This is a genomic window from Allosalinactinospora lopnorensis, assembly GCF_000981225.1.
Classification (GTDB): Bacteria; Actinomycetota; Actinomycetes; order Streptosporangiales; family Streptosporangiaceae; genus Allosalinactinospora; species Allosalinactinospora lopnorensis.
Genome location: NZ_LAJC01000043.1, coordinates 26,742 through 48,203, shown reverse-complemented (window position 1 = coordinate 48,203; position 21,462 = coordinate 26,742). Strand labels below are relative to the sequence as shown.

The following is a 21,462-nucleotide window of genomic DNA, read 5'->3' as shown; positions in this document are numbered from 1 at the left end:
CCCCCGCTGCCGGAGAGCGCCGGGGCCGCGCCGGAGCCGGCGCGGCAGGCGGAACCCGGCGCCGGCGAGCCGCTGCTGAAGGCGGAGAACCTGCGTATGCGGTTCAAGGTGCGCGGTGGCCCGTTCAGCGGAGGCAGCGATTTCTACGCGGTCGACGACGTCTCCTTCGACCTGTACAAGGGGGAGACCCTCGGCGTCGTCGGGGAGTCGGGCTCGGGCAAGAGCACCCTGGCGCGGATGGTCATGCGGCTGCTGCAGCCGACCGCGGGCAGGGTCACCTTCGAGGGGCGCGATATCACCCGGCTGCCCGAACGGCGGCTCCGCCCGCTGCGGCGCGACGTCCAGATGATCTTCCAGAACCCCTACTCCTCGCTGAACCCGCGGGTGACCATCGGCGACAGCATCGGAACGGCGCTGCGTGTTCAGGGGGTGCGCGACACCAGGCTCATCAAGACCCGTGTGCAGGAGCTGCTGGAACGGGTGGGGCTGGAACCGCGGCACTACAACCGGTTCCCGCACGCGTTCTCGGGCGGGCAGCGGCAGCGGATCGCGATCGCGCGGGCGCTGATCCTCCGCCCGAAGCTGGTGATCTGCGATGAGCCCGTCTCGGCGCTGGACGTGTCGACACAGGACCAGGTGCTGCGGTTGCTGTCGGAACTCCAGGACGACTTCGAGCTGACCTTCATCTTCGTCGCGCACGACCTGGCGGTGGTGCGCCAGGTCAGCGACAGGGTCGCGGTCATGTGCAAGGGGCGGGTCGTGGAGATGAGCCACGGCGACGAGGTCTATGAGAACCCGAGCCACCCCTACACCCGGCAGCTCCTGGCGGCCGCCCCGGTGCTCGATCCCGACGAGGCCCGCGAGCACCGGGCCGAGCGGGCCGCGCTCCGCGGGCACGCCGGCTCGGAGGAGGCCGCGACCTCGGTGTGAACGCCGCCGCGGCTCAGGCCGGCGTCGGAAGCGTCGGGGCTCCGATCAGCAGGAGGACGCCGGCCGCCATGAGCGCACCGCCGACGATCCCACTGACCGGCCAGCCGTGCGGCAGTGTCTTCTCCAGCAGGATCACGCCCGCGACCAGTGCCATCCAGGCCAGGCTCATCACACCGAGAAGTACCAGGACGACCATCAGCGCCCAGCAGCAGCCCAGGCAGTAGCCGCCGTGTACGGCACCGGTCCGCACCCCCGCCAGTCCGCCTGACCTGAGCCGCGCCGCGTGCTCGGCGATGAATGCCAGCGGGGACCGGCATTGGCGCAGACACGCCCGCTTCAGCGGCGTGAACTGGTACAGCCCCGTCAGGACGAGCAGCGCCGCCCCCAACCTCACGGCGGTGTCGCCCGAGGGCAGCAGCGGAACCAGGTGGACGATGACGGTATAGGCGAGCAACCCGGCGGCGGACCAGACGAGTAGGTACCCGCTGACGAACAGGACCGTGGCCGCGCGGGGGCGGTCGGTCCGGGCGACCCAGCGGTCATAGGTGACGACGACCGGGAGGACCGACGGGAACATCATCGCCGCCATCATGATGACCCAGGTGGCCAGGAACAGTCCCAGAGCCGCCGGCGCGGGGCCGCCCCCGGCGTGCATGGGCATCATCTCGCCGACCCCGGTCAGCAGTCCGAGGCGCATGTGGGGATCGGCGAGCCGGCCGGTGGTCACCCATGCCAGGGCCGCCAGCCCGAGCAGGCCCGCGACCAGTGCCGCCTCCCAGGTCGACTCCGGCCGCACGCGGCGGGTCGTATGCCCGGTCACGGCTCGTCAGGGCCGCTCCAGTCGAACCGCATGTGCTTGCTCGACTGGCCGGACCGGTCCCATTGGAACGCGAACCCCTCGGCCCGGTCGGCGACCGACACCCCCTGGGTGGCCACGGTTCCCGGACCGACCTCGCTTCCCGCGGGGTTGTGCACCTGCACGCGCCGTCCGGGCAGGCTCGTCGGCCCCGCCAGGGCCTCGGCGCGGGCCTCGACGCGCCCGGGGATGCGCGCGCTCCACGACTCCAGATCGTCGTCGACGTCGAACTCGATGGGGGCGAACTCCATGCCCCGCATCTCCCCGATGAGCTCGGCGAATCCCTTGGGCCAGCCTCCTGCCTGGCCGGTGAAGATCGCCTGGAGCGCTGCACGTTGGCGCTCATCGGCCCGTTCGTCGAAGAACACCCCCATCGCGGCCTTGGTGCCGCCGGCCCAGATATTTCCGGTGAACGCACCCAGAGCCAGGACGTTCAGACCGTCGAGGACGACGTCTCCGTACCGGCCCTCACGGATGTGCCACACGAGCGTCCCGTCGCAGGAGCCGTAGGTCGGCGCTTGCGCGAAATAGCACGGGCACGGGATGTCGCACTTGCAGACGTCGAACCAGTCGCCCTGTAGGCGCCACTGCGGAACCTGGTTCATGGTTCCTCCCCTCCTGAGGGGGGATGGGCCCTGTGACTTGCGAGGCACTAAGTCTACGCCGCTCGACTGGAAAAACGCAGGGTTGGCGCCGAGAACGTACACGCGGGAGACGGGGCCGCGGCCCGGCGGGCGCTGAGGCTCACTGTGAGCGCCTCTCCGGGGCCGGTGTGCGCTAACCGGAGTTCCGTGCCAGGGCTGCCAGCAGGGTCTCCAGGCCCGCGCTGAAGCGCTGTTCGGGGGTGGTCTCCTCCTCGGTCAGCCGAGCGACGTGCGGGTAGCGTCCGTCCATCGCCGCCGGGTGCGGGCTGGCCAGTCCCTCACCGCGCACCTGGTGGATGACGGCGCCGGTCACATAGGAGTCGAGCGCGGCCGCGGCCTCGACAATGGCGCGGCCGGTCAACCCCGCCTCGGCGAACGCGGCGTAGTGCATCTCCAGGGAGCGCATGGCGGCGGCCGTGTCCGGTCTGCGGTTGATGAGCAGGCTCAGCGCGCCGGAATGGTCCAGCAGCGCCGTCCGGTAGTCGCGGGCCCAGGCCCGCAGCCGTTCGTCCCAGGGGCGCTCCTCGTCGGGAGGGGCCGCGGCGGGGTCTCCGTCCTCCTCGGCGTCATCCTGGGAGGCCCCGCTGGGGGAGACGTCGGTGATGTACTCAACGATCGCGTCGAAGAGCTGCTCCTTGCCCAGCGGAAAGTGGTGGTAGATGGCCATCGCCTCGACTTCGAGGGCGTCTCCGAGGCGGCGCATGGTCAGTCGGCGCAGGCCCTGGCCGTCGATGATGCGCAGGGCTTCGACGATGATGCGTTCGGTGCTGAGACCGGCGTAGTTACGGCTCACGCACCCTATCCTAGACTTACTTTGTAAAGGTGGTGATACGGGGACACCCCTTGCGCGCGGTGCCGCGCATCACCTCTAAAGTAGATCCCCGACCACACTGCATGCGTCCGAGAACAGCATCGAACTTTTTCGAACACGCCGGAATGGAGCGAGCATGGGGTTGTTGGCCTCCCGGAAGGTCGATGAGAGCGCGCAGCGCCGCTACGCCGAGGACCAGGAGCTCGCCGAGCGGCTGCCCGAACTGCTGAAGGCCGTCGCCTCCGCCGAGCGCGACCTCTACGACGCGCGTGAGCATGGGACGGACTACGCCGAACTGAAGCGGTGCGGAGTGGCCCTCGACCGTGCGCTGACGGACGCGATGCGCGCGGCCTATGCCAAGGAGCGTGTGCTGATCGGCCCGCGCGGTCTCACCGATCGCATCTACCGGCGCAAGCGCCTGGCCAGGCCCGAGGTCAAGCAGACCACCGCGCTCGCCGAGCGGCTGCTCACCGAACGCGAAACGCACCGGTTGCACGGGATCGAGCGCGTGCCGCGGAGCCTGGAGGTCGGGTAGCGGCCGAGCTGGAACGGAACGTGCGCGCCCGGCCCATTGGTGGCAGGATCGTGGGAAGCGCAGTGTCACGGCCGGGCCCCGGGCACCGATCACGGCAGGGAATGGGGGCGAGGATGCCGGATTTCATCCGGATAGACCCAGCGTCGAAGGTGCCCCCGTATGAACAGATCCGGGCTTCCGTGGCCAACGCGGCCGCCAACGGCGACGTCCCCGTCGGTTTCAAACTGCCCACGGTCCGCGCTCTCGCGGAACGGCTGTCGGTCGCGGTCAACACGGTGGCCCGCGCCTATCGCGAGCTGGAGCAGGCCGGAGTGGTCGAGACGCGCGGCCGTTCCGGGACCTTCGTCGCGGCGGGCGGAGACGACCAGCGCGCGGAGGCGGTGGCCGCCGCTCAGGAGTACGCCGATGTGATCGCCCGGCTCGGGCTCGGCTCCGGCGAGGCTCTCGACATCGTGCGGGCGGCACTGCGCCAGTCGTCTCCTTCGGTGTAGCCGCACCGCCCGCCGGCGCCCCGCGCCCGGGGTCAATGGCCGAAGCCGCGCACCGTGAGGATGTAGAAGGTGATCAGCCCGAGCCAGGCCGCGACCAGGCCGGCCGGCCCGACGAGCGCTCCCCCGATCGCTGAGAGGGGCACGGACAGCCCCAGCGCGATGATGCCGAGGATCATGCGCGCCGTGTTCGTCCCGATGCCCTGGTGCCGGGCGGGCTGGGGCCGGTGCCGGGCGAGCTGGACACGGACGCGTTCGTCGATGGTGTGTTCCAGGCGCTCGGCCAGCGAGTCCGCGATGGCGTCGTCGTAGTCCGGGCCGAGTTCGCGGCCGGCCCGCAACGACGCGGCCACCTCGCCTCTGGGGACGGTCTCTTCTGCCATTGCTCCAGTATCCCGCCGGCCCGCGCCCCGTATGCTCGCTCGGCCGGAAACTCAGGGAAACCCCAGGGGCATCCCTGAAGGGTGCGGCCCGGCGTGGGCGCGGCCGGAACCGAAAGACCCCGTGCCCGCTCCCAATGGGGCGGGCACGGGGTCGGGTGCTGTTGCTTCGGTCGGCCGCGGTCAGCTCGCGAAGTCCAGCAGCTGCTGGGCCCTGCTGGGATGCCGCAGCTTGGACAGCGACTGCTTCTCCAGCTGGCGGATGCGCTCGCGGGTCAGCCCCAGGTGCTTGCCGATCTCGTCGAGCGTGCGGGGTCGGCCGTCCATCAGGCCGAACCGCAGGGACATTATGGTCGCCTCGCGCGGTTCGAGGTCGTCGAGCGCGCGACGCAGCTGGTCGGCCATGAGCTGGCGGTCGACCACCTCGGACGCCTCAGAGGCGTCGATGTCCTCGATGAGATCGCCGATCCGGGTCTCGCCGTCTTCGCCGATCGTGGAGTCGAGGCTGATCGGCTGACGGGTCACCCGAAGCAGTTCCTCGATCTGGTGCGGGGTCTTGTCCAGCTCGAACGCCAGCTCCTCCGGTGTCGGCTCGCGCCCCAGCGTCTGGTGCATGTCGCGCTCAAGCCGGCTGACCTTGCTGAGCAGTTCCAGCACGTGGACCGGGAGGCGGATGGTGCGTGCGGAGTCCGCGAAGCCGCGCTGTATCGCCTGGCGGATCCACCACATGGCGTACGTGGAGAACTTGAAGCCCTTGGTGTAGTCGAACTTCTCCACCGCTCGGATCAACCCGAGGTTGCCCTCCTGTACGACGTCGAGCAGGGACATGCCGCGGTCGCTGTACTTCTTGGCGACCGAGACCACCAGTCGCAGGTTGGCCTCCAGCATGTGCGCCTTGGCCTGCCTGCCGTCCTCGGCGACCCATTCGAGCTCTTCGCGCTCGGTGTCGCCGAGTTCCTCAGGCTCCGGTGCCTCGTCGAGGGTTCCGAGCCGGTACTCGGCGTAGAGCCCCGCCTCGATCCGCTTGGCGAGGTCGACCTCCTGCTCGGCGGTGAGTAGTTGGCGGCGGCCGATGGTCTTCAGGTACGTGTGGACCGAGTCGCCCATGGCCGGGGACTGGTCGTCGAGGTCGGCTTCGGGAATCTCCGGTTCCGGGGATGCCTTCGGCCCACGGCCCTCGGAGGCGATCTCGTCAAGTTCACCAGTCTCGTTGGTGTCGACGGGCTCACTGGTGGTGGCGAGGGTCTCCTCCAGCACATCGTCCTCGGCGTCGGCGTCTACGGACTCCACCGCTGCGGCGTCGTCGCCCCCGTTGGCGAGCCGCACTCCGGTATCGGTGAGTTCGCGCAGAATGGAGCGGCCGTCGGCCGGACTGATCCCGGCGGCGGAAAACGCGGCGCGGAGCTCTGCGAGGGACAGATGTCCCTGGGAGCGCCCCCGTGTGATCAGCTCGTCGAGAGCCGCCGACGCGACCTCTTTGCCGTCTGCGGTCTCCGCCACCGTGGGAGAAGTGGCTAGGGCAGTGCGCGTCATGCGGGCACCTCCCTCCCTTCCAAGACGTGAGGCACGCGGCGGCTTCGTTCGTTCTCCGCCGTCTTGGCGCGCCATTATGTCTAACGTGTCAGAGAGTCAAATGTTCCCGGTCTCGATTGGATATCGGCGTTCGTGGTGTAATTCACGCTCATCGTTGTGGCCGACAGGTCCCCCGAGCGGGTATGGGGCAGTGGCCTTCGGGCGGGCTCCCCGGGGGCGCTGCCATGCGCGGAGCGCCCCGAGAACCGGGTGATCAGCACAGCGCCGCCTCCTTACTCATGGGGGAGAAAAGCAGGATGTCCTAATAGACGCCCACGAATGCCAGGAAGTTCCGGTTCATGGTTCGCGCAGGATACAACCGCAGATGTCGATCATCCTGCCCACGCACCGCCAGGTCAATCGGGAGCGGTGGACGGGTGCCGAAGGGCGACTATGTCGGGTTTTCCAGTGACGAGCAACGGTATCGTCCGGCGCAGATCCAGTTCGTGTGGTGCGGCGTAGCGGGGTAGGTGGCCGGCTACCCATGAGCGCAGCGCGTCAAGCGTGGGCGGTGCACCGGGATCCGCGGGAACCACGACCGCGGTGACGCGCTGACCCCATTCACGGTCCGGGCGGCCGACCACGACGGCTTCAGCGACCGAATCGAGCCGTGCGAGCAGCGCCGCCACCTCGGTACCGACGACCTTGCGCCCGCCGGTGTTGATCACGTCGTCGACCCTGCCGCGTATCCGGAGCCGGCCCTCCCCGTCGAACCGGCCCAGATCGCTGCTGCGGAACCAGGTTCGCCCGTCCGCCTCCCGCACCAGGTGCTCGGCCGTCCTCCGGGGGTCGAGCCGGTACCCGGAGAACAGGGCCGGTCCGGTCAGCAGCACCCGGCCACCGGGCTCCAACTCGGCACGCATGCCGTCGAGCGGAACGCCGTCGTAGACGCAGCCGCCGCAGGTCTCGCTCATCCCGTAGGTTGTGACGATCCGGCCGCCGGCGTCGCGGGCGGCCAAGAGCAGATCCTCCTGGGCCGCGGCGCCCCCCAGGAGGATCGCCCGGAACGGCGACAGGTCGGCGCCTGCGGCCAGCAGCCTGCGCAGCTGGGTGGGGACGAGGGACACGTATGGGCGGAGATCGGCAGCGGCAGCCATCGTCATCTCGACGCTGAAATCCCGGAACACCGGTTCGCGCCCGTTGGCCAGGGCGCGCAGGATGACCTGGATGCCCGCTATGTGCGCGGTGGGCAGCAGGCAGAGCCAGGGGTCGGCGCGGCCCGCGCCGATCCTGCGCACCGAGGCGCGGGCCGAGGCCAGCAGCGCCGCGGAGGACAGTTCCACGCCTTTGGGCTCGCCGGTGGAGCCGGAGGTGGCCACGACCAGAGCGGTGTCCTCGGAGGTGCCTGTTCCGCCGTTCAGGGCGGTGACGCCTTCGGGAGTCCGCAGCGAGGCGGGGCGGAGGGCCCGCAGCAGGGCGTTCACCCGCGGCGCAGGCGTATCCTTGTCGATCGGTAGCAGTGCGGGACCGCGTCCGTCCAGGGCGCCGGAGAGGAGCGCGCTGAAGTGGGCGGGCTCCACCCCGGCCACCGCTTGCAGGGGTCGGTTCGACACGCTCCCACGTTAACGCCACCGGTGGTGAGGCCCTTCGGCGTCCCTGTGGCGGAGGGGGTTTGCGGACGTCCGGTGCGGCGCCGTGCGGCGGAACTATTAAGGTTGGCCTCTGACCGGTACAGCGGCGGAGGGGATTCCGGTGCCGCCGGCCGTCCCGCCGCTGTACAGCGTCGTCCGCAGTGTCGCGTAAGGAGAACCGAGAATCGTGAATGGTCTGAGCTGGCAGAGATCGGGCGAGTACTCCGACATCATCTACGAGACCGCCGAGGGCATCGCCAAGATCACGATCAACCGGCCCGAGCGGCACAACGCGTTCCGCCCGCAGACGCTGTTCGAGCTCCAGGACGCGTTCAACGTCGCCCGCGACGATTCCGAGGTCGGGGTAATCATCTTCACCGGCGCCGGCGACCAGGCGTTCTGCTCCGGCGGTGACCAGAGGATCCGCGGCGACGACGGCTACATGGGCGACGACAACGTGGCCAGGCAGGGCATCGGCCGGCTCAACGTGCTCGACCTGCAGGTGCAGATCCGCCGGCTGCCCAAACCGGTGATCTGCATGGTGGCGGGCTGGTCGATCGGCGGCGGAAACGTGCTGCAGGTCTGTTGCGACCTGACGATCGCCGCGGACAACGCCAAGTTCGGCCAGACCGGGCCGAAGGTGGGCTCGTTCGACGGGGGGTACGGGTCGTGGCTGCTCGCCCAGACCGTCGGGCTGAAGAAGGCGCGTGAGATCTGGTACCTGTGCCGCCAGTACAGCGCGCAGGAGGCTCTGGACATGGGCATGGTCAACACGGTCGTCCCGCTGGAGCAACTGGAGACGGAGACCGTCTCCTGGGCGCGGGAGATGCTGGAGAAGTCCCCGCTGGCGCTGCGCATGGTCAAGGGCGCCATCAACGCGGTCAGCGACGGCGCGGCCGGCATGCAGCAGTTCGCCGGGGACGCCACGATGCTCTACTACATGAGCGAGGAGGCCCAAGAGGGGCGCGACGCTTCAAGGAGAAGCGCCGCCCGGAGTTCGACAGGTTCCCGCGCCGCCCGTAACGGGCCCTGCGCCCCCGTCGTCACCGGAGTCCCGGCCAACGCGGAATGGAGGTGACCTCGATGGCTACGCCCCCTGCGGGCCAGTGGTCCCGCCCCGCTGCGCGGCCCGCCCGCCGGGCGCCGGGACCCGGGGGAGCAGCCGCCCGACCCCCGCTTCCTGGACGGGCGCGGTCACGGCCGGCTCGTCCACCATGCCCCCCCGCTGCGGCGCGGCGGCTGCGCCCATACCGCCAGGAAGGAGGAGGGCGTTCCCTATCCGGCCTGAATGCCGGATCCCCACGCCCGAGAACCTGATGACCCCCGGACGGCATTCTCGATCCCCATGCAGACCCGGTTCCGCGGGGTCACGGCCCGCGAAGGTGTCCTGGTGCGCGGCGCTGCGGGCTGGGGGGAGTTCTCCCCCTTCGCCGAGTACGGTCCCGCCGAGTGCGCCCGCTGGTGGGCAGCCTGCTACGAGGCCGCTGAGACGGGATGGCCCGCTCCGGTGCGCGAGCGGGTACCGGTCAACGTCACGGTGCCTGCTGTCGGCCCGGACGAGGCCGAGCGGATCGTCGCGCACTCCGGCTGCCGGACCGCGAAGGTGAAGGTCGCCGACCCCGGGCAGTCCTCCGCTGACGACATCGCGCGGCTGGAGGCGGTGCGCGGCGCCATCGGCCCGCAGGGCCGGGTGCGTATTGACGTCAATGGTGCCTGGGACGTCGAAACCGCGGTTCGGATGCTCGATGAGCTGCGTCGTTTCGACCTGGAGTACGTCGAGCAACCCTGCGCCACTCTGCCGGAGCTGGCGCAGGTGCGCAGCCGCAGCGATGTCCCGGTCGCCGCCGACGAGTCGATCCGGCGGGCGGAGGACCCGCTCAAGGTCAGCGCGGCCGGTGCCGCCGACATCGTGGTGCTGAAGGTGCAGCCGCTGGGCGGGGTGCGCCCGGCGTTGCGGGTCGCTGAGGAGTGCGGGCTGCCCGTCGTCGTCTCCAGTGCCGTGGAGACCTCCGTGGGGCTCGCGGCGGGTGTCGCGCTCGCCGCGGCGCTGCCGAAGCTGCCCTACGCCTGCGGACTGGCGACGATGCACCTGCTCACCGCGGACGTGTGCGCCGAGCCGCTGCTGCCGGTCGGCGGCTACCTTCCGGTGAGCGCGCCCGAAGTGGACGAGCAGCGGTTGCAGGCCGTCGAGATCGAGCCTGGGCCCTGGCAGGAGCGAATGGCGGCCGCCCGCAGGGAGTGGCGACGGCAGGCCGGCCCGGAGGTCGCACCATGACCGCCGGTACATGGCCGGCGGAGTGTCCGCGCCGCTGCTCGGGGATTTCGCGCCCCGCGGCGGAGCCGGACAGCGCGCGAGAGTCCGCGCGGCCGCCGCGCGTTCCGGGGCCTCGGGGAGCGGCCCTCGGAGACTGCCGTGATACTGGACGGTAGCGGCCGCGGCGATGTGGTCGGTGTCGCCTCCGGATGTGAGATGACCGGGCTGGCGGAACGCGTTGCCGTGAGGAAGCGGGGCCGGAGCCAGTATCGGAGGCCACGTTCGGGGTAATGGGCGCCTGGAAGCGCGGTACCGCGTGCCCGTGTGCCGGCCGCTGACCGAGCGGTGTGGCGCGAAGGGAGGCCACAGGGGACCCGCTGATACTGACAGCTACGTGACGACTTGAGAGCAGCCTGGATGAACCCGTCTACCGCTCTGGCGCGTGTCCTCGTCGATGAGCTTGCCCGGTGCGGGCTGGCCGAGGCCGTTGTCGCCCCGGGGTCGCGCTCCACCCCCTTGGCGCTGGCACTGGTCGCCCACCCCGAGATCCGGGTGCATGTCCGCATCGACGAACGGTCCGCGTCCTTTCTGGCCCTTGGGTTGGCCCGGGCGTCCAGACGCACTGTCGCCCTGGTCTGCACCTCGGGGACGGCGGCCGCCAACTTCCATCCGGCCGTGCTGGAGGCCGACCAGAGCCGGATTCCGCTGCTGCTGCTCACCGCCGACCGCCCTCCGGAGCTGCGCGGCACCGGAGCCAACCAGACGATCGACCAGATCGAGCTCTACGGCACCGCCGTGCGGTTCTTCACCGAGGTGGGCGTTCCCGAGCCGGTTCCGGGCGCGGTCGACTACTGGCGCTCCCTGGCCTGCCGTGCCTGGGCCGCCTCGATCATGGACCGGCCCGGGCCGGTCCACCTCAACCTGGCCTTCCGCGACCCGCTGGTTCCCGACGACTCGGAGGCGGGCCAGGAGTGGCCCGAACCGCTGGCCGGGCGCGCGAACAGCCGGGCGTGGATCGAGCGGCCGGCCCCCCCGCAGGAGCCCGCCCCGATGGAGCTGCCGCCGGTGGAGCGAGGCGTCATCGTCTGCGGCGACGGCGACTACGACCCCCTTCCCTACCTGGCGCTCGCGGCCGAGACGGGGTGGCCGCTGCTGGCCGAACCCACGTCGAACGCCCGTCGCGGCGATGCGGCCTCGTCGTACCGCCAACTGCTGGCGGTGCCCGGGTTCGTCGCCCGACACGAGCCGGAACTCGTGGTGAGCGTGGGACGGCCCGGCCTCTCCCGGCAGTTACTGGCCTACCTGCGGCGCGCCTCCAGGCACGTCGTCGTGGGCGATCCCAGGTCCTTCGACGACCCGGTCCGCACCGCCACCGATGTGGTCCCCGCTGTCACCGCCCCGCGGGACGCGACCCCCCACAGCGACTGGTCGGCCTCGTGGTGGGCGGCCGAAACCGCTGCCCGGGCCGCTACGGACGCGCTGCTCGACGAGGAGGAGGCGCTCAGCGAACCGCGCCTGGCGCGCGACCTGGCCGGTCAGCTGCCCAACGGATCGCTGCTGTTCGCCGGTTCCAGCATGCCGGTCCGGGATCTCGACGCGGCTATGGAGGCCCGTTGCGGGATCAGGATCATCGGCAACCGGGGAGTCAGCGGTATCGACGGCACCGTCTCCACCGCCGCCGGAGCCGCGCTGGCCCACCAGCGCGACGGCGGAGGGTGCGGCTACGCGCTGCTCGGCGACCTCGCCCTGCTGCATGACCAGAACGGCCTGGTCATCGGTCCTGAGGAGCCCAGACCCGATCTGGCGATCGTGGTCGTCAACAACGACGGCGGCGGTATCTTCTCCGGCCTGGAGCAGGCCGGACACCCCGATTTCGAGCGGGTCTTCGGTACTCCGCACGGAGTCTCCATGGAGCGCGTGGCCGCGATGGCCGATCTGCCCTATACCCGGCTGGAGTGGGCGACCGACCTGCCCAAGATCCTGCTGGGGGAGGGGATGCGCATCATCGAGGTACGCACCGGCCGCGTCGACTCCGCTGCTCTTCGCCGCCGACTGCAGGACACCGTGACCCGCGCCGTGAGCGGGTGACGATCGCCGTTCCCAGGGGGCCTGAGCCGGACCGGCGAACGGAACGCGATACTGGGCGCATGCCCCACGTCCTCCATATGACCGGGATGAGCCGGTGGCGCGACTCCCGCGGCGACATCGTGCCCGATTCGTTGAAGACCGAGGGGTTCGCGCACGCCTCGCCGGACGTCCCGACCCTCCTCGCGGTGGCCAACGCGTTCTACCGTGACGCGGCCGAGCAGCAGGTGGCACTCGTCATCGACACCGGGCGCCTGGACGCCGAGGTGCGCTGGGAAGCGGCGTCGCCCGCCCCGCCGCCCGGGGCCGTCCCCGGGTGGAGTTCCCGCACATCTACGGCCCGATCCGGCGTGCGGCCGTCACCGGTGTGCGCTACCTCCGCCGGGGCCCTGCGGGCGCGTTCACGGCGGTGGAGCAGCGGAGCGACACCGCTGACACGCTGGACCTGCTCCCGCACCCGGAAGGGGGCTGGTACCGGCCCACCTGGCGCACCGGCGTCGGCGTCCGGCCGCCGGGATATCCGGGAGAGCGCGACACCGCTTCGGGCATCCACTTCCTGCTCTGTCCCGGCGAGCATTCGCGCTGGCACCGGGTGCGTTCCGACGAGGTCTGGGTCTTCAACCGCGGCGGGCCGCTGGAACTGACCCTGGGCGGTACGGGCGAGCGCCCGGTCGAGGGGCGGTCCTGGACGCTCGGCCCGCGTATCGAGGCGGGGCAGGTACTGCAGGTTCTGGTGCCGGGCGGTACCTGGCAGGCGGCGCGCCTCCTCACCGCTGCGGAGGCGGTGGTCAGCTGCTTCGTGTCCCCGGGGTTCGAGTTCGCGGACTTCGAGGTCGCACCCGAGTAGCGCGGCGGCCGGCGCCGTTTCAGAGCCGTAGCAGGACCCAGAACACGCCGCACAGCACCGCTGCGGCGATCGCCAGCGAGAATCCGAAGTCGGTCCAGCGCGACCGCGGCCGCGTGCCGCGGGTGACCGGCAGCCGGGGCCAGCGCCACGCGACCAGCACCGCGGCCAGTGCGAGCGCGCCCCCTCCCGTCGCCCACACGGCGGGCATCGGGTCCAGGTCGCCGAGACGCAGCGACCACACCCACAGGGCGCCGCCCAGGATCAGGCGCGAGACGGCGCCCGTCCGGTCGAGCCGGGGCGCCCACCAGGTGGCGCGGCGCCGCGCCACCTGCAGCAGCAGGAAGAGCGGGTAGCACACGGCGAAGAACACCGACATCAGGGTCGTTGGGAGCGGCACCAGCGAGGGGCCCTCGAACCCGGGCGCGTCCGCGTCCAGCAGGCGCAGGCCGATCGTCTCGGCCGGAACGCGCGCGCTGTTGGCGAGCACGACGACGCCGCGGCCGTCGTCGGTGTGGGCGACGAACGAGCGCGAGCCGGCCGTCGCGCCGTTGTGCCAGGTGATCTCGGTGCCGTCGACGTTCCACAGCACCCATCCCAGACCGGTGCGCTCCCCGTGTTCCGCGTCCGAGGACCGTTCGGCGTGCGGCTGCCGGGCCGTCTCCATGGCCGGGGGGTCTCCCGCCATGGCGGCCTCCAGCAGTCTCACCAGGTCCCCGCTCGTCGTCCAGGTGCCAATGCCGGCCGGCGCGTTCGCGGGGTTGAAGGACGGCTGGACCTCCAGTAACGGATTGCGGTGGGGAGGAGCTCCGTTCTCCGGGACCTCGGGGCCGCTCAGAAACGTGGTGGCGTCCATCCCGATCGGCTCCAGGACACGCTCGGTGAGCAGCGACGGGTAGTCGTCGCCGGCGACCTTCGCCAGTGACTGGCCGAGAAGGGCGAAGCGAGGTTGGAGTACTCGAACCCGGTGTCCGAGTCGGGGCCATGGCCGGTGAGGTCCGCGGCCGCCTGCGCCGGGTCGCCGACCCCCCGGTACGGATCGGCGCCGAAATAGTTGTGCAGGGACAGCGAGAAAAGGTATCCGGCGTCCATGGAGATGGAGGGCAGGCCGGCGCGGTGCGTGGCGAGCTGCTCCAGGGTGATCGCGGCGACGTCGTCGTCGGCGAAGTCGATCTCGGGCCAGATCTCGCCGAGCGACGTGTCGAGTTCCACGTCGCCGGATTCCAGCATGTCGGCGAGTAGTGCCGCCGTGAGCACCTTCTGCACCGACCCCGTCTCGAACGCCGTGTCCGGCTCCACCGGAGTCGATCCGTCGGTCGTGCCGATCGTGGTCTGCCTGACCTCGTCTCCGTCGATCAGGGCGACCGAGACGCCCACGGCCGACCCTTCGGGCAGCAGCCCCCGCACGTCCGCCGCCACGCCGGCGTCGCCGCTCTCGTGGGCGGGGAGCGGCTCTGCGCGGGGCACCAGGAGGAAGACCGGGAGCGCTACGGCGGCGGCCGCGGCGCAGCCCGCGAGCCAGACGGTTCGGGGCGGGCGCGGGCTGGTCTCAGAGTGGGGGATGGTCATGGCCGCTTCTCTCCTAGGCGTGTCAGTGCCGCGCCGCGAGCAGCACGATGAACAGTGGGACAACGCGCGTCGGCGGTACCCGGTAGTGGCCCCGCCCCGCGGTCTGCAGCCAGCCGGCGGCGACGAGCCGCCGCAGGTGGTGGTAGAGCTGCCCGGTGGTTCCCAGCGCCGGGTCCTCCTTGAGGTCCGCGGCCGCGGTCACACCGGAGAGGACCCGCTGCAGCAGCAGCAGCCGAACCGGGTGGCCGAGCGCCTCCAGCGCACCGCTGACCTCCGTCCAGTCGCTGTCCAGCAGGTCCGCGGCGGTCCCGGCCTCCTGCCACTCGTACTTCTCGCCGGTGGGCAGTGGTGTGACACCGGTGAACAGGACCGCGCCGCCGCCGTCGCCGGCGAGTGACTTCAGCCTGTTCAGCGCCCAGTAGACCGACTCCGGATCGTCGCCGGCTGTGGGCGCCGCTTCCTGCGCGGGTGCGGATTCCAGCCGGGCCACGCGCTCCTCGAGGTCGGCCAGGCGCCGCCGCAGCTCATCGTCCGGTCGCTCCATGCCACTGATTATACGTAATTACGTAATTAAATAAAAATGCGCGTTCGTCCCGGCCGGGCAGGGCGGGCCGCCGAGGTAGGGGACGGAGCCGCGTCCGGGGGACCGCCCGTGCGGGACCGGGTGCGTGAGGCGGCCGGCACCGCGGCCGCATGGCCGGAGGCCGCGGCGGTGCCGTCTTCGCCCGCGGATGCCTCGACGCCGGCCGTGAGCCGCTGCCGCGGAGGCGTCAGTCCGTCAGCGCGGTCCGCATGACCCGGAACTTGGACTCGGTCTCGGCGATCTCCGACTCGGGGTCGGAGCCGGCGACGACGCCGCAGCCCGCGAGCAGCCGGGCGCGGGGCCCGTCGATCTGCGCGCAGCGCAGCGCGATCCCCCATTCGCCGTTGCCGTGCGCGTCGATCCAGCCCACGGGCCCGGAATAGCGGCCCCGGTCCATACCCTCCAGTTCGCGGATGAGCTCCATCGCCGTCCAGGCCGGGGTGCCACCGACGGCCGCGGTCGGGTGCATCGCCGCGAGCGCGTCGAAAGTGGAGACGCCCTCCCGGAGTGTGGCGCGCGCGGGGGAGGCCAGATGCTGCACGTTGGCAAGGCGCAGCAGCCGCGGGCGGTCGGGAATCTGGATCGAGGAGGACAGCGGGGACAGCGCCGCGCGCAGCGAATCGACGGCGTAGGCGTGCTCCTCGCTCTCCTTGGCCGATGCGACCAACTCGTCGGCGAGCCGCCTGTCCTGCTCGGCGCTGGTTCCGCGGGGGCGGGTCCCGGCCAGTACCAGGGAACTGACCTCCTCCCCGTCGCGCCGGAGCAGCAGCTCTGGTGTGGCCCCGACCATCCCGTCGACGGAGAACGTGTAGCAGCCGGGATAGGCGCCCGCCAGCCGGGAGAGCAGTGTCCGGGCGTCGATCGCGTTATCGGCCTCGGCGTGGAGATCGCGGGCCAGCACGACCTTGTGGAGCTCCCCTGTCCTGATGCGCCGCACCGCCGCGGCGACCGCCTCGCCCCACTGCGGCGCGGGCATGAGGCCGTCGCTCCAGTTCATCGGGCCGATTTTGCGGGTGGGGGTGACGCGGGAGAGGAGATCGCCGGGGTGCATGCCCGGCCGGTCGCAGACCGTGGTGAGCCAGGAGTGCCCGGCCCGGTGCCCGATCAGAACGCGCGGGACGACGAGTGCCGAGCCCGGGGATCGGGGGTCGAAGGTGAAACTGCCGAAGGCGACCGGTCCGGTGCCGGGCAGGCCGACCGCGTCGTCCACCTCCGTACGAGCGACCAGTTCCGACAACCACTGCGCCGCGGCGCTGAAGCGCTGTCCGTCCAGGCCGTCCTCGGCGGGCAGGGTGAGCCGCGCGGCCTCCCCCCACCCCACCAGTCCGTCGCTTCGTCGCAGCCAGGCCAGGGGAGTGGTTCCCGGAAGATGCCCGAGGAGATCACGGTGGTCCCGCAGCGGAACAGTACGAACCACCAGGCGCGGACTTTCACGGGCGACGCTCACGACATCCCAGCATAGGAGGTCCTCTGGGATGTTGGGTGCCTTCCGGGGCAGCGTTGCCGCGACCAACGCGAAAGGGCCCCGATTTGACGATCACGCCTAAGCTTTCCAGGTGCGTTACGAAATAGTTGTAGATGGGTGAGGGAGTCGGGTGAACGGGTGGGTGGGCCGAGCGGCCGCCGCTGTTGCCGTGTTGCCGCTGCTCGCAGGGTGTGTCAGTACTCCGTTCGGAGGAGGTGCGGACGCGGACGCGCCGGGGCGGATCCCACGCGACTGCGAGGCCGACACCGAGTCCGACAAACGGGACATGCGCGGCTCCTGGATCACCACCGTGCGCAACATCGACTGGCCCTCAGAGCCGGGCCTCAGCGCGCAGGAGCAGCAGCAGGAACTGCGTGACCAGCTCGACAGCCTGCGCGACCTCGGCTTCAACGCCGCGTTCTTCCACGTCCGCCCCACCGCCGACGCGGTCTACGAATCCGACAAGGAGCCGTGGGCCCGCTACCTGACCGGTAAGCAGGGCGGCGATCCCGGCTACGACCCCCTCGCGTTCGCCGTCGAGGAGGCGCACAAGCGCGGCCTGGAACTGCACGCCTGGTTCAACCCCTACCGCGTCGGCCTGAAGGATCCGGATCTGGAGAACCTGGTCGACGAGCACCCCGCGAAGCAGAACCCCGGGTGGTTGATCGAGTACGGCGACGAAGGCTACCTCGACCCGGGCAATCCCGAGGTGCAGGGGTGGGTCGGCGACGTCATCCTCGACGTGGTGGAGCGTTACGACATCGATGGCGTGCACTTCGACGACTTCTTCTACCCCTATCCCGATGGGGACGAGGAGTTCGACGACGACGCCAGCTGGAAGGAGTACGGCGAAGGCTTCGACGATCGCTCGGCCTGGCGCCGAAGCAACGTCAACACCCTGATCGCCGACGTCCACGCCCGGATCGGCAAGACCAAGCCGTGGGTGCGGTTCGGGATCTCGCCGTTCGGCATCTGGCGGAATGACGGGAGCGACGCCAGCGGCTCCGCCACCAAGGGCCTGCAGTCCTATGACGACCAGTACGCGGACACCCGGAGCTGGATCCAGGAGGGCATCGTCGACTACGTGCTCCCGCAGCTGTACTGGGAGCGCGGGTTCGAGAACGCCGACTACGAGGAACTGGTCCGCTGGTGGTCCGAGGAGGTCAGCGGGAGCGAGGTCGATCTCTACATCGGCCAGGCCGCCTACAGGGTCGGAGACGACGGCTGGACCGACGCCGACTCGCTCTCCCGTCAGCTCGACTTCAACAAGGAGCACCCAGAGGTCAGCGGGAACGTCTACTTCTCCCAGAAGGATCTGACCGGGCGCGCCGGCGAGGCCGTGGACCGCCTCGTCGAGGACCACTACCGCAGCGCGGCCCTGCCTCCGCGGGCCACCGGGTCCGAGGACGTCCCCGACCCGGTTCCCCGGCTGGACGCCGAGCACACCGGTGATTCGGTGCAGCTGGAGTGGGACGCGGTCGAGAATGCCCGCTTCTACGCCGTGTACCGCGTGCCGGGAGAAGACGCGGAGTTGTGCGATCTCGCCGATGCCACGCACCTTCTCGACGTCATCGGCCCGGGCGGGGACGGCTCCGTGCGTTTCACCGACACCTCCCCGACGGAAGAGCCCGCCGAGTACTTCGTGACCGCGCTCGACGACCATCGGAGCGAAGGCGCCCCCAGCCCTCCCGCTCCTGTAGATCACGGGTAAGAAAATCATTACCTAGGGGTTAGGAATACCAGAGGGGAAACCTGATGTATTCCGTCCGAATGACGGATAGAAATCGTGTAACGGGGAGATTTCCGGCATGCCCAGTGCGTAGGGTCGCCTACCGGCCGAGGAGGGTGCAATGGCTCTGCGGGAGTATGAGCGGCGGATCCTTGCCGAGATCGAGCACCACCTCTGCGAGGACGATCCGGGATTAGCCGACCGTATGGAGACGTTCGGCGCCGATGCCCCCTCCGAGGCCGAGGAGACACCGGGGGGCGGCTGGAAGCCGTGGGTCGTGTGCGCCATGATCGCGGTCGTGGTGATCGGTCTGCTGGCGCTGCTCTTCGCCCTCACACCGGGGGCACCCAGTGAACAGCCGCCGGCACCGGCGAACAACTCCGAAGTGGTCGTGCCCGGGCCCGGCGCCGACGCGTCGTAAGGGTCCGACCGGAGACAGCGCCGCGGACATGGGGACCCGGTCCGCCCGGGCGGCGACGGCGCGCAGGTATGGAGGAGAGGCAGGCATGCCGCGGAAACGGTGGCGCGATCTCGCCCCCGGAAAGCGCAAGGCGATCATGCTTCTGGGAGCCGCCCAAGTGAGCCTGCAAGCGGCTGCTCTCGCCGATCTCGCCCGCCGCCCACCCGAACGTGTCAGGGGACCCAAGCCCGTGTGGGCGGCGTTGTCGTTCGTCAACTGGGTCGGGCCGATCAGCTACCTCCTCTGGGGACGCCGCTGAGCTCCGGCCCTCCGCTCAGATCGCGTCCGCGAAAGCCGCGGCGATGGGACCGGCGACCTTTCCGCCGCTGCCTCCGCCCTCGACCACGACGGCGAAAGCGACGTCGCCCTTGTAGCCGACGAACCAGGCGTGGCTGTCGAGCTCGTCGTCCTCGTCCTCCGCGGTGCCGTACTCCGCCGAGCCGGTCTTGCCGTAGACCTCCCCGTTGAAACCCGCGTCGTCGGCGGTGCCTTCCGTCACGACCTCGCGCATCATCGGGCGCAGCTGATCGGCGTGTGCGATCTGCGCGGGCTCCGGCTGATCCTCCATCTGGGGATCGTTCACCAGGGTCGGCGAACGCCACGAGCCATCGGCGACCGCAGCGGGCACGGTGGCCATATGCAGCGGCGAGGTGAGGATCTGGCCCTGGCCGATGCTCTGCGCCGCCAGCATCGTGGTGCTGTCGGGCGCCGGGAACGCGGGTTCGGTCGTCGGAACACCGATGTCGAGGTCGCTGTTCATGCCGAACTGCTCCGCCGTCGCGGTGAGCGCCTGCGAGTCGAGCCTGTTCGCGACCTCCTGGACCAGCGCCGTGTTGCAGGAGGTCGCGAACGCCTCGGTCACGCTCTGCCGACCGTACTCGGCATCGCCGGCGTTCTTGAACTCCCAGCCCCCCACCTCGGCGGTCTCCGGACAGGTCATGGTGGCGTCGGCGGTGAGGCCGTGGCCGAGAAGGGCCTGGTAGCTGACGATCTTGAAGGACGACCCCGGCGCGTACTGGCCTTCGAACGCCCGGTTGTAGCCGCCGGGGATGTTCGCGGCGGCCAGGACCTCTCCCGTCGAGGGGCGAACGGCGACGAGCGCCGTCGGGTCGCTCTCGCCGTTGATGGCCTGCGCCGCGGCACTCTGGACCGCCGGGTCGAGGCTCGTCTGCACGTCCTCACCGTCGGTGCCCTCGATGGACTCGACGACGATGGGTTCCTCTTGGGCGGCGGCCTCCTCCTCTTCACCCTCGTTCACGACCCGGATGGAGGTTCCGGCCTCCCCGGCCAGACGCTCCTCGTAGGTCCGTTGCAGCCCGCTTACCCCTGTCGGGTCGCCGACGTTGTAGGCGGGCCCGAGCCGCTCCAGATCGTCTTCGGTGGCGGCGCCCACCTCGCCGACGATCATGCCGATCGAGCCGCCCCCTTCCTCGGTGTCCAGCCTGGAGCCGTCGGCGGCGAGGATACGCCCGCGCTCGCCCCAGGCATTGACGCGCGTGAGGGTCTCACCCTCACCGAGGTCGGGGTGCATCACGGAGGGGCTGAACTCCACCAGCCACTCCCCGTCGTTCCGGGTGAGCGGCAACTCACCCTCGTAGCTCCAGTCGCCGGCGTTCTTGAGCGAGAGCGTGACCTCGTAGGAGGTTCTGGCGCTGTCCCCATCGGCACTGACCTGACCCAGCTCCACCTCGATTCCGGTGATGCCGAGGTTGTCGGCGAAGCGGGTGAGGGTCTCCTCCACGTCCTCGCCGGTGGCCAGGTTCGCCGCTGCGCCGTAGTCCTCGGAGGCCAAGGCGGCGGTGTAGGCCTGGGCGGTCTCCTCGGGCTTGGGCATGTTCAGCACGTACCAGGAGACGCCGCCGCCAACCAGGGCGAGGGCCACCATGGTGCTCAGGATACCGATGATCAGCCCTTTGCGGGATCGGCGGCGCGGCGGCTCCTCCCAATCCGCGGAGTCGTCCGGGCCCTGGAACGAGGAAGGGGGCGCCGCTCCTGCGGCGGGGGGCCGGTTCGGGTCGGAGGCTGATACGCGATGGGCAGGTCCCCGGTGGGCGGCTCCGCTTTGGCGGCCGCCTCAGGCTCGTAGAACGGTTCACCGCGCTGTTCGGATCCATAGGACTGGTACCCCGGAGGGGCGGCCTCGGCCGGAGCTCTTGGGACCAGTGGGAGGCCCCATCGAACTGTCGGGGTTCGTGCCGGTGGTCGGTGGGGTGCGATGCGGCGGGCCGCTCCCATGGTTCGCCGAAGGGGGCGGGCGGTGGTGCCTGCGCGGAGCGGGGGGTGTGGTCGGCCGAGTCCGCGGTTGAGGGAGCCCAGTGGTCGTAAGCGGGCTGCGAGGGCTCGTAGGGCTGGTAGCCGCCGGAGTGGTCCGCAGCGGGACGGTCCGGTATGTCGTAGGTGGGGTCGGTGTGGAATCGCGGTTCGTAGGGGTCGTATGCGGTTGTGGGGGAGCTGGTGAAGTGTTCCCAGGGTTCGTGCGGGGGTGTGTTGGTCTGGTGGGTGTCGTAGTAGGGCTGGGCGGTCGGGTCGGCTGTGGTGGGGGGTTCCCAGGGCTGGTGGTGGTCGCTTGGTTGTTCTGGGGTGTAGGGGAGTTGTCCGGTGGGGTCTTCCCAGGGGGTGTGTGGGGAGGGGATGGGGTCTGCGCCGGGGGTTTCCGGTGTGTCCTGGGTGGGGTCGGTGTGGAATC

Annotated in this window: 18 protein-coding genes and 3 pseudogenes; 11 read left to right on the top strand and 10 right to left on the bottom strand. The window is 70.6% G+C overall.

The genetic code is table 11. From position 1 onward, the window contains the following. Window positions 1–930, top strand: a 930-nt coding sequence (locus tag VS93_RS16310) for an ABC transporter ATP-binding protein (protein WP_046470776.1), incomplete at its 5' end; no start/stop codon positions are given. Window positions 931–943: 13 nt separating this feature from the next. Here the strand turns inward: VS93_RS16310 and VS93_RS16305 are convergent. From VS93_RS16305 to VS93_RS16295, 3 genes are all read right to left on the bottom strand, one after another. After that, entirely contained in the window at window positions 944–1,750 is an 807-nt protein-coding gene (locus VS93_RS16305) for a DUF2182 domain-containing protein (RefSeq protein ID WP_046470775.1), read from the bottom strand. Further along, complete coding sequence (locus VS93_RS16300) at window positions 1,747–2,391, bottom strand: DUF1326 domain-containing protein (protein ID WP_046470774.1); 645 nt, start codon at window positions 2,389–2,391, stop codon at window positions 1,747–1,749. Before VS93_RS16300 ends, VS93_RS16305 begins: the two co-directional genes overlap by 4 nt. A 172-nt stretch (window positions 2,392–2,563) precedes the next feature. Further along, window positions 2,564–3,223 (bottom strand): TetR/AcrR family transcriptional regulator, encoded by a 660-nt coding sequence (locus tag VS93_RS16295; protein ID WP_046470773.1) that lies wholly within the window; start codon window positions 3,221–3,223, stop codon window positions 2,564–2,566. 154 nt (window positions 3,224–3,377) lie between these two features. Here VS93_RS16295 and VS93_RS16290 point away from each other — a divergent pair, with 154 nt between their 5' ends. After that, window positions 3,378–3,776, top strand: a complete 399-nt coding sequence (locus VS93_RS16290; RefSeq protein ID WP_046470772.1) for a hypothetical protein — start codon at window positions 3,378–3,380, stop codon at window positions 3,774–3,776. A gap of 113 nt (window positions 3,777–3,889) precedes the next feature. Continuing rightward, window positions 3,890–4,267, top strand: a complete 378-nt coding sequence (locus VS93_RS16285) for a GntR family transcriptional regulator (RefSeq protein ID WP_046470771.1) — start codon at window positions 3,890–3,892, stop codon at window positions 4,265–4,267. A 32-nt stretch (window positions 4,268–4,299) separates the two neighbouring features. Here the strand turns inward: VS93_RS16285 and VS93_RS16280 are convergent, their stop codons facing one another. From VS93_RS16280 to VS93_RS16270, 3 genes are all read right to left on the bottom strand, one after another. Beyond that, window positions 4,300–4,647 (bottom strand): hypothetical protein, encoded by a 348-nt coding sequence (locus VS93_RS16280; RefSeq protein WP_046470770.1) that lies wholly within the window; start codon window positions 4,645–4,647, stop codon window positions 4,300–4,302. A gap of 180 nt (window positions 4,648–4,827) precedes the next feature. After that, window positions 4,828–6,177: an RNA polymerase sigma factor gene (locus VS93_RS16275; protein WP_046470769.1), complete on the bottom strand. Its 1,350-nt coding sequence runs from the start codon at window positions 6,175–6,177 to the stop codon at window positions 4,828–4,830. A 395-nt stretch (window positions 6,178–6,572) separates the two neighbouring features. Beyond that, window positions 6,573–7,769 carry an AMP-binding protein gene (locus VS93_RS16270; RefSeq protein ID WP_046470768.1) on the bottom strand — a complete coding sequence of 399 codons (1,197 nt, stop codon included), beginning with the start codon at window positions 7,767–7,769 and terminating at the stop codon, window positions 6,573–6,575. Between the two features lie 214 nt (window positions 7,770–7,983). On the opposite strand from VS93_RS16270, the pseudogene menB reads away from it, so the two are divergent. The 5 genes and pseudogenes from menB to VS93_RS16250 all read left to right on the top strand — a co-directional run bounded on the left by menB (window position 7,984) and on the right by VS93_RS16250 (window position 12,973). Continuing rightward, a pseudogene (gene menB / locus VS93_RS16265) lies at window positions 7,984–8,810 on the top strand (1,4-dihydroxy-2-naphthoyl-CoA synthase). 265 nt (window positions 8,811–9,075) lie between these two features. Then, window positions 9,076–10,062, top strand: a complete 987-nt coding sequence (locus tag VS93_RS16260) for an o-succinylbenzoate synthase (RefSeq protein WP_046470767.1) — start codon at window positions 9,076–9,078, stop codon at window positions 10,060–10,062. Between the two features lie 396 nt (window positions 10,063–10,458). Continuing rightward, window positions 10,459–12,129 carry a 2-succinyl-5-enolpyruvyl-6-hydroxy-3-cyclohexene-1-carboxylic-acid synthase gene (gene menD / locus VS93_RS16255; protein ID WP_046470766.1) on the top strand — a complete coding sequence of 557 codons (1,671 nt, stop codon included), beginning with the start codon at window positions 10,459–10,461 and terminating at the stop codon, window positions 12,127–12,129. A 59-nt stretch (window positions 12,130–12,188) separates the two neighbouring features. Next, window positions 12,189–12,350, top strand: a pseudogene (locus tag VS93_RS33040) (cupin domain-containing protein); the annotation flags it as partial. A 92-nt stretch (window positions 12,351–12,442) separates the two neighbouring features. Next, window positions 12,443–12,973, top strand: a complete 531-nt coding sequence (locus tag VS93_RS16250) for a cupin domain-containing protein (protein WP_338022754.1) — start codon at window positions 12,443–12,445, stop codon at window positions 12,971–12,973. 19 nt (window positions 12,974–12,992) lie between these two features. Here the strand turns inward: VS93_RS16250 and VS93_RS31800 are convergent. From VS93_RS31800 to VS93_RS16235, 3 genes and pseudogenes are all read right to left on the bottom strand, one after another. Further along, window positions 12,993–14,539, bottom strand: a pseudogene (locus VS93_RS31800) (serine hydrolase domain-containing protein). A 22-nt stretch (window positions 14,540–14,561) separates the two neighbouring features. Continuing rightward, the gene (locus VS93_RS16240) at window positions 14,562–15,083 is read right to left on the bottom strand and encodes a hypothetical protein (RefSeq protein WP_046470765.1); all 522 of its coding nucleotides are present in this window, start codon (window positions 15,081–15,083) and stop codon (window positions 14,562–14,564) included. Between the two features lie 226 nt (window positions 15,084–15,309). Beyond that, window positions 15,310–16,569, bottom strand: a complete 1,260-nt coding sequence (locus tag VS93_RS16235; protein WP_046470764.1) for an isochorismate synthase — start codon at window positions 16,567–16,569, stop codon at window positions 15,310–15,312. Between the two features lie 148 nt (window positions 16,570–16,717). Between VS93_RS16235 and VS93_RS16230 the strand changes: the two genes are divergently transcribed. The 3 genes from VS93_RS16230 to VS93_RS16220 all read left to right on the top strand — a co-directional run bounded on the left by VS93_RS16230 (window position 16,718) and on the right by VS93_RS16220 (window position 19,035). Next, on the top strand, window positions 16,718–18,298 hold the full coding sequence (locus VS93_RS16230) for a glycoside hydrolase family 10 protein (protein WP_046470763.1): 1,581 nt from the start codon (window positions 16,718–16,720) through the stop codon (window positions 18,296–18,298). A gap of 139 nt (window positions 18,299–18,437) precedes the next feature. Then, complete coding sequence (locus VS93_RS16225) at window positions 18,438–18,737, top strand: DUF3040 domain-containing protein (RefSeq protein WP_046470762.1); 300 nt, start codon at window positions 18,438–18,440, stop codon at window positions 18,735–18,737. 85 nt (window positions 18,738–18,822) lie between these two features. Beyond that, window positions 18,823–19,035, top strand: coding sequence for a PLDc N-terminal domain-containing protein (locus VS93_RS16220; protein ID WP_046470761.1), 213 nt, complete (start codon window positions 18,823–18,825; stop codon window positions 19,033–19,035). 15 nt (window positions 19,036–19,050) lie between these two features. Here the strand turns inward: VS93_RS16220 and VS93_RS29260 are convergent, their stop codons facing one another. Then, window positions 19,051–20,661: a penicillin-binding transpeptidase domain-containing protein gene (locus VS93_RS29260; RefSeq protein WP_156184875.1), complete on the bottom strand. Its 1,611-nt coding sequence runs from the start codon at window positions 20,659–20,661 to the stop codon at window positions 19,051–19,053. Window positions 20,662–21,462 lie beyond the last annotated feature (801 nt).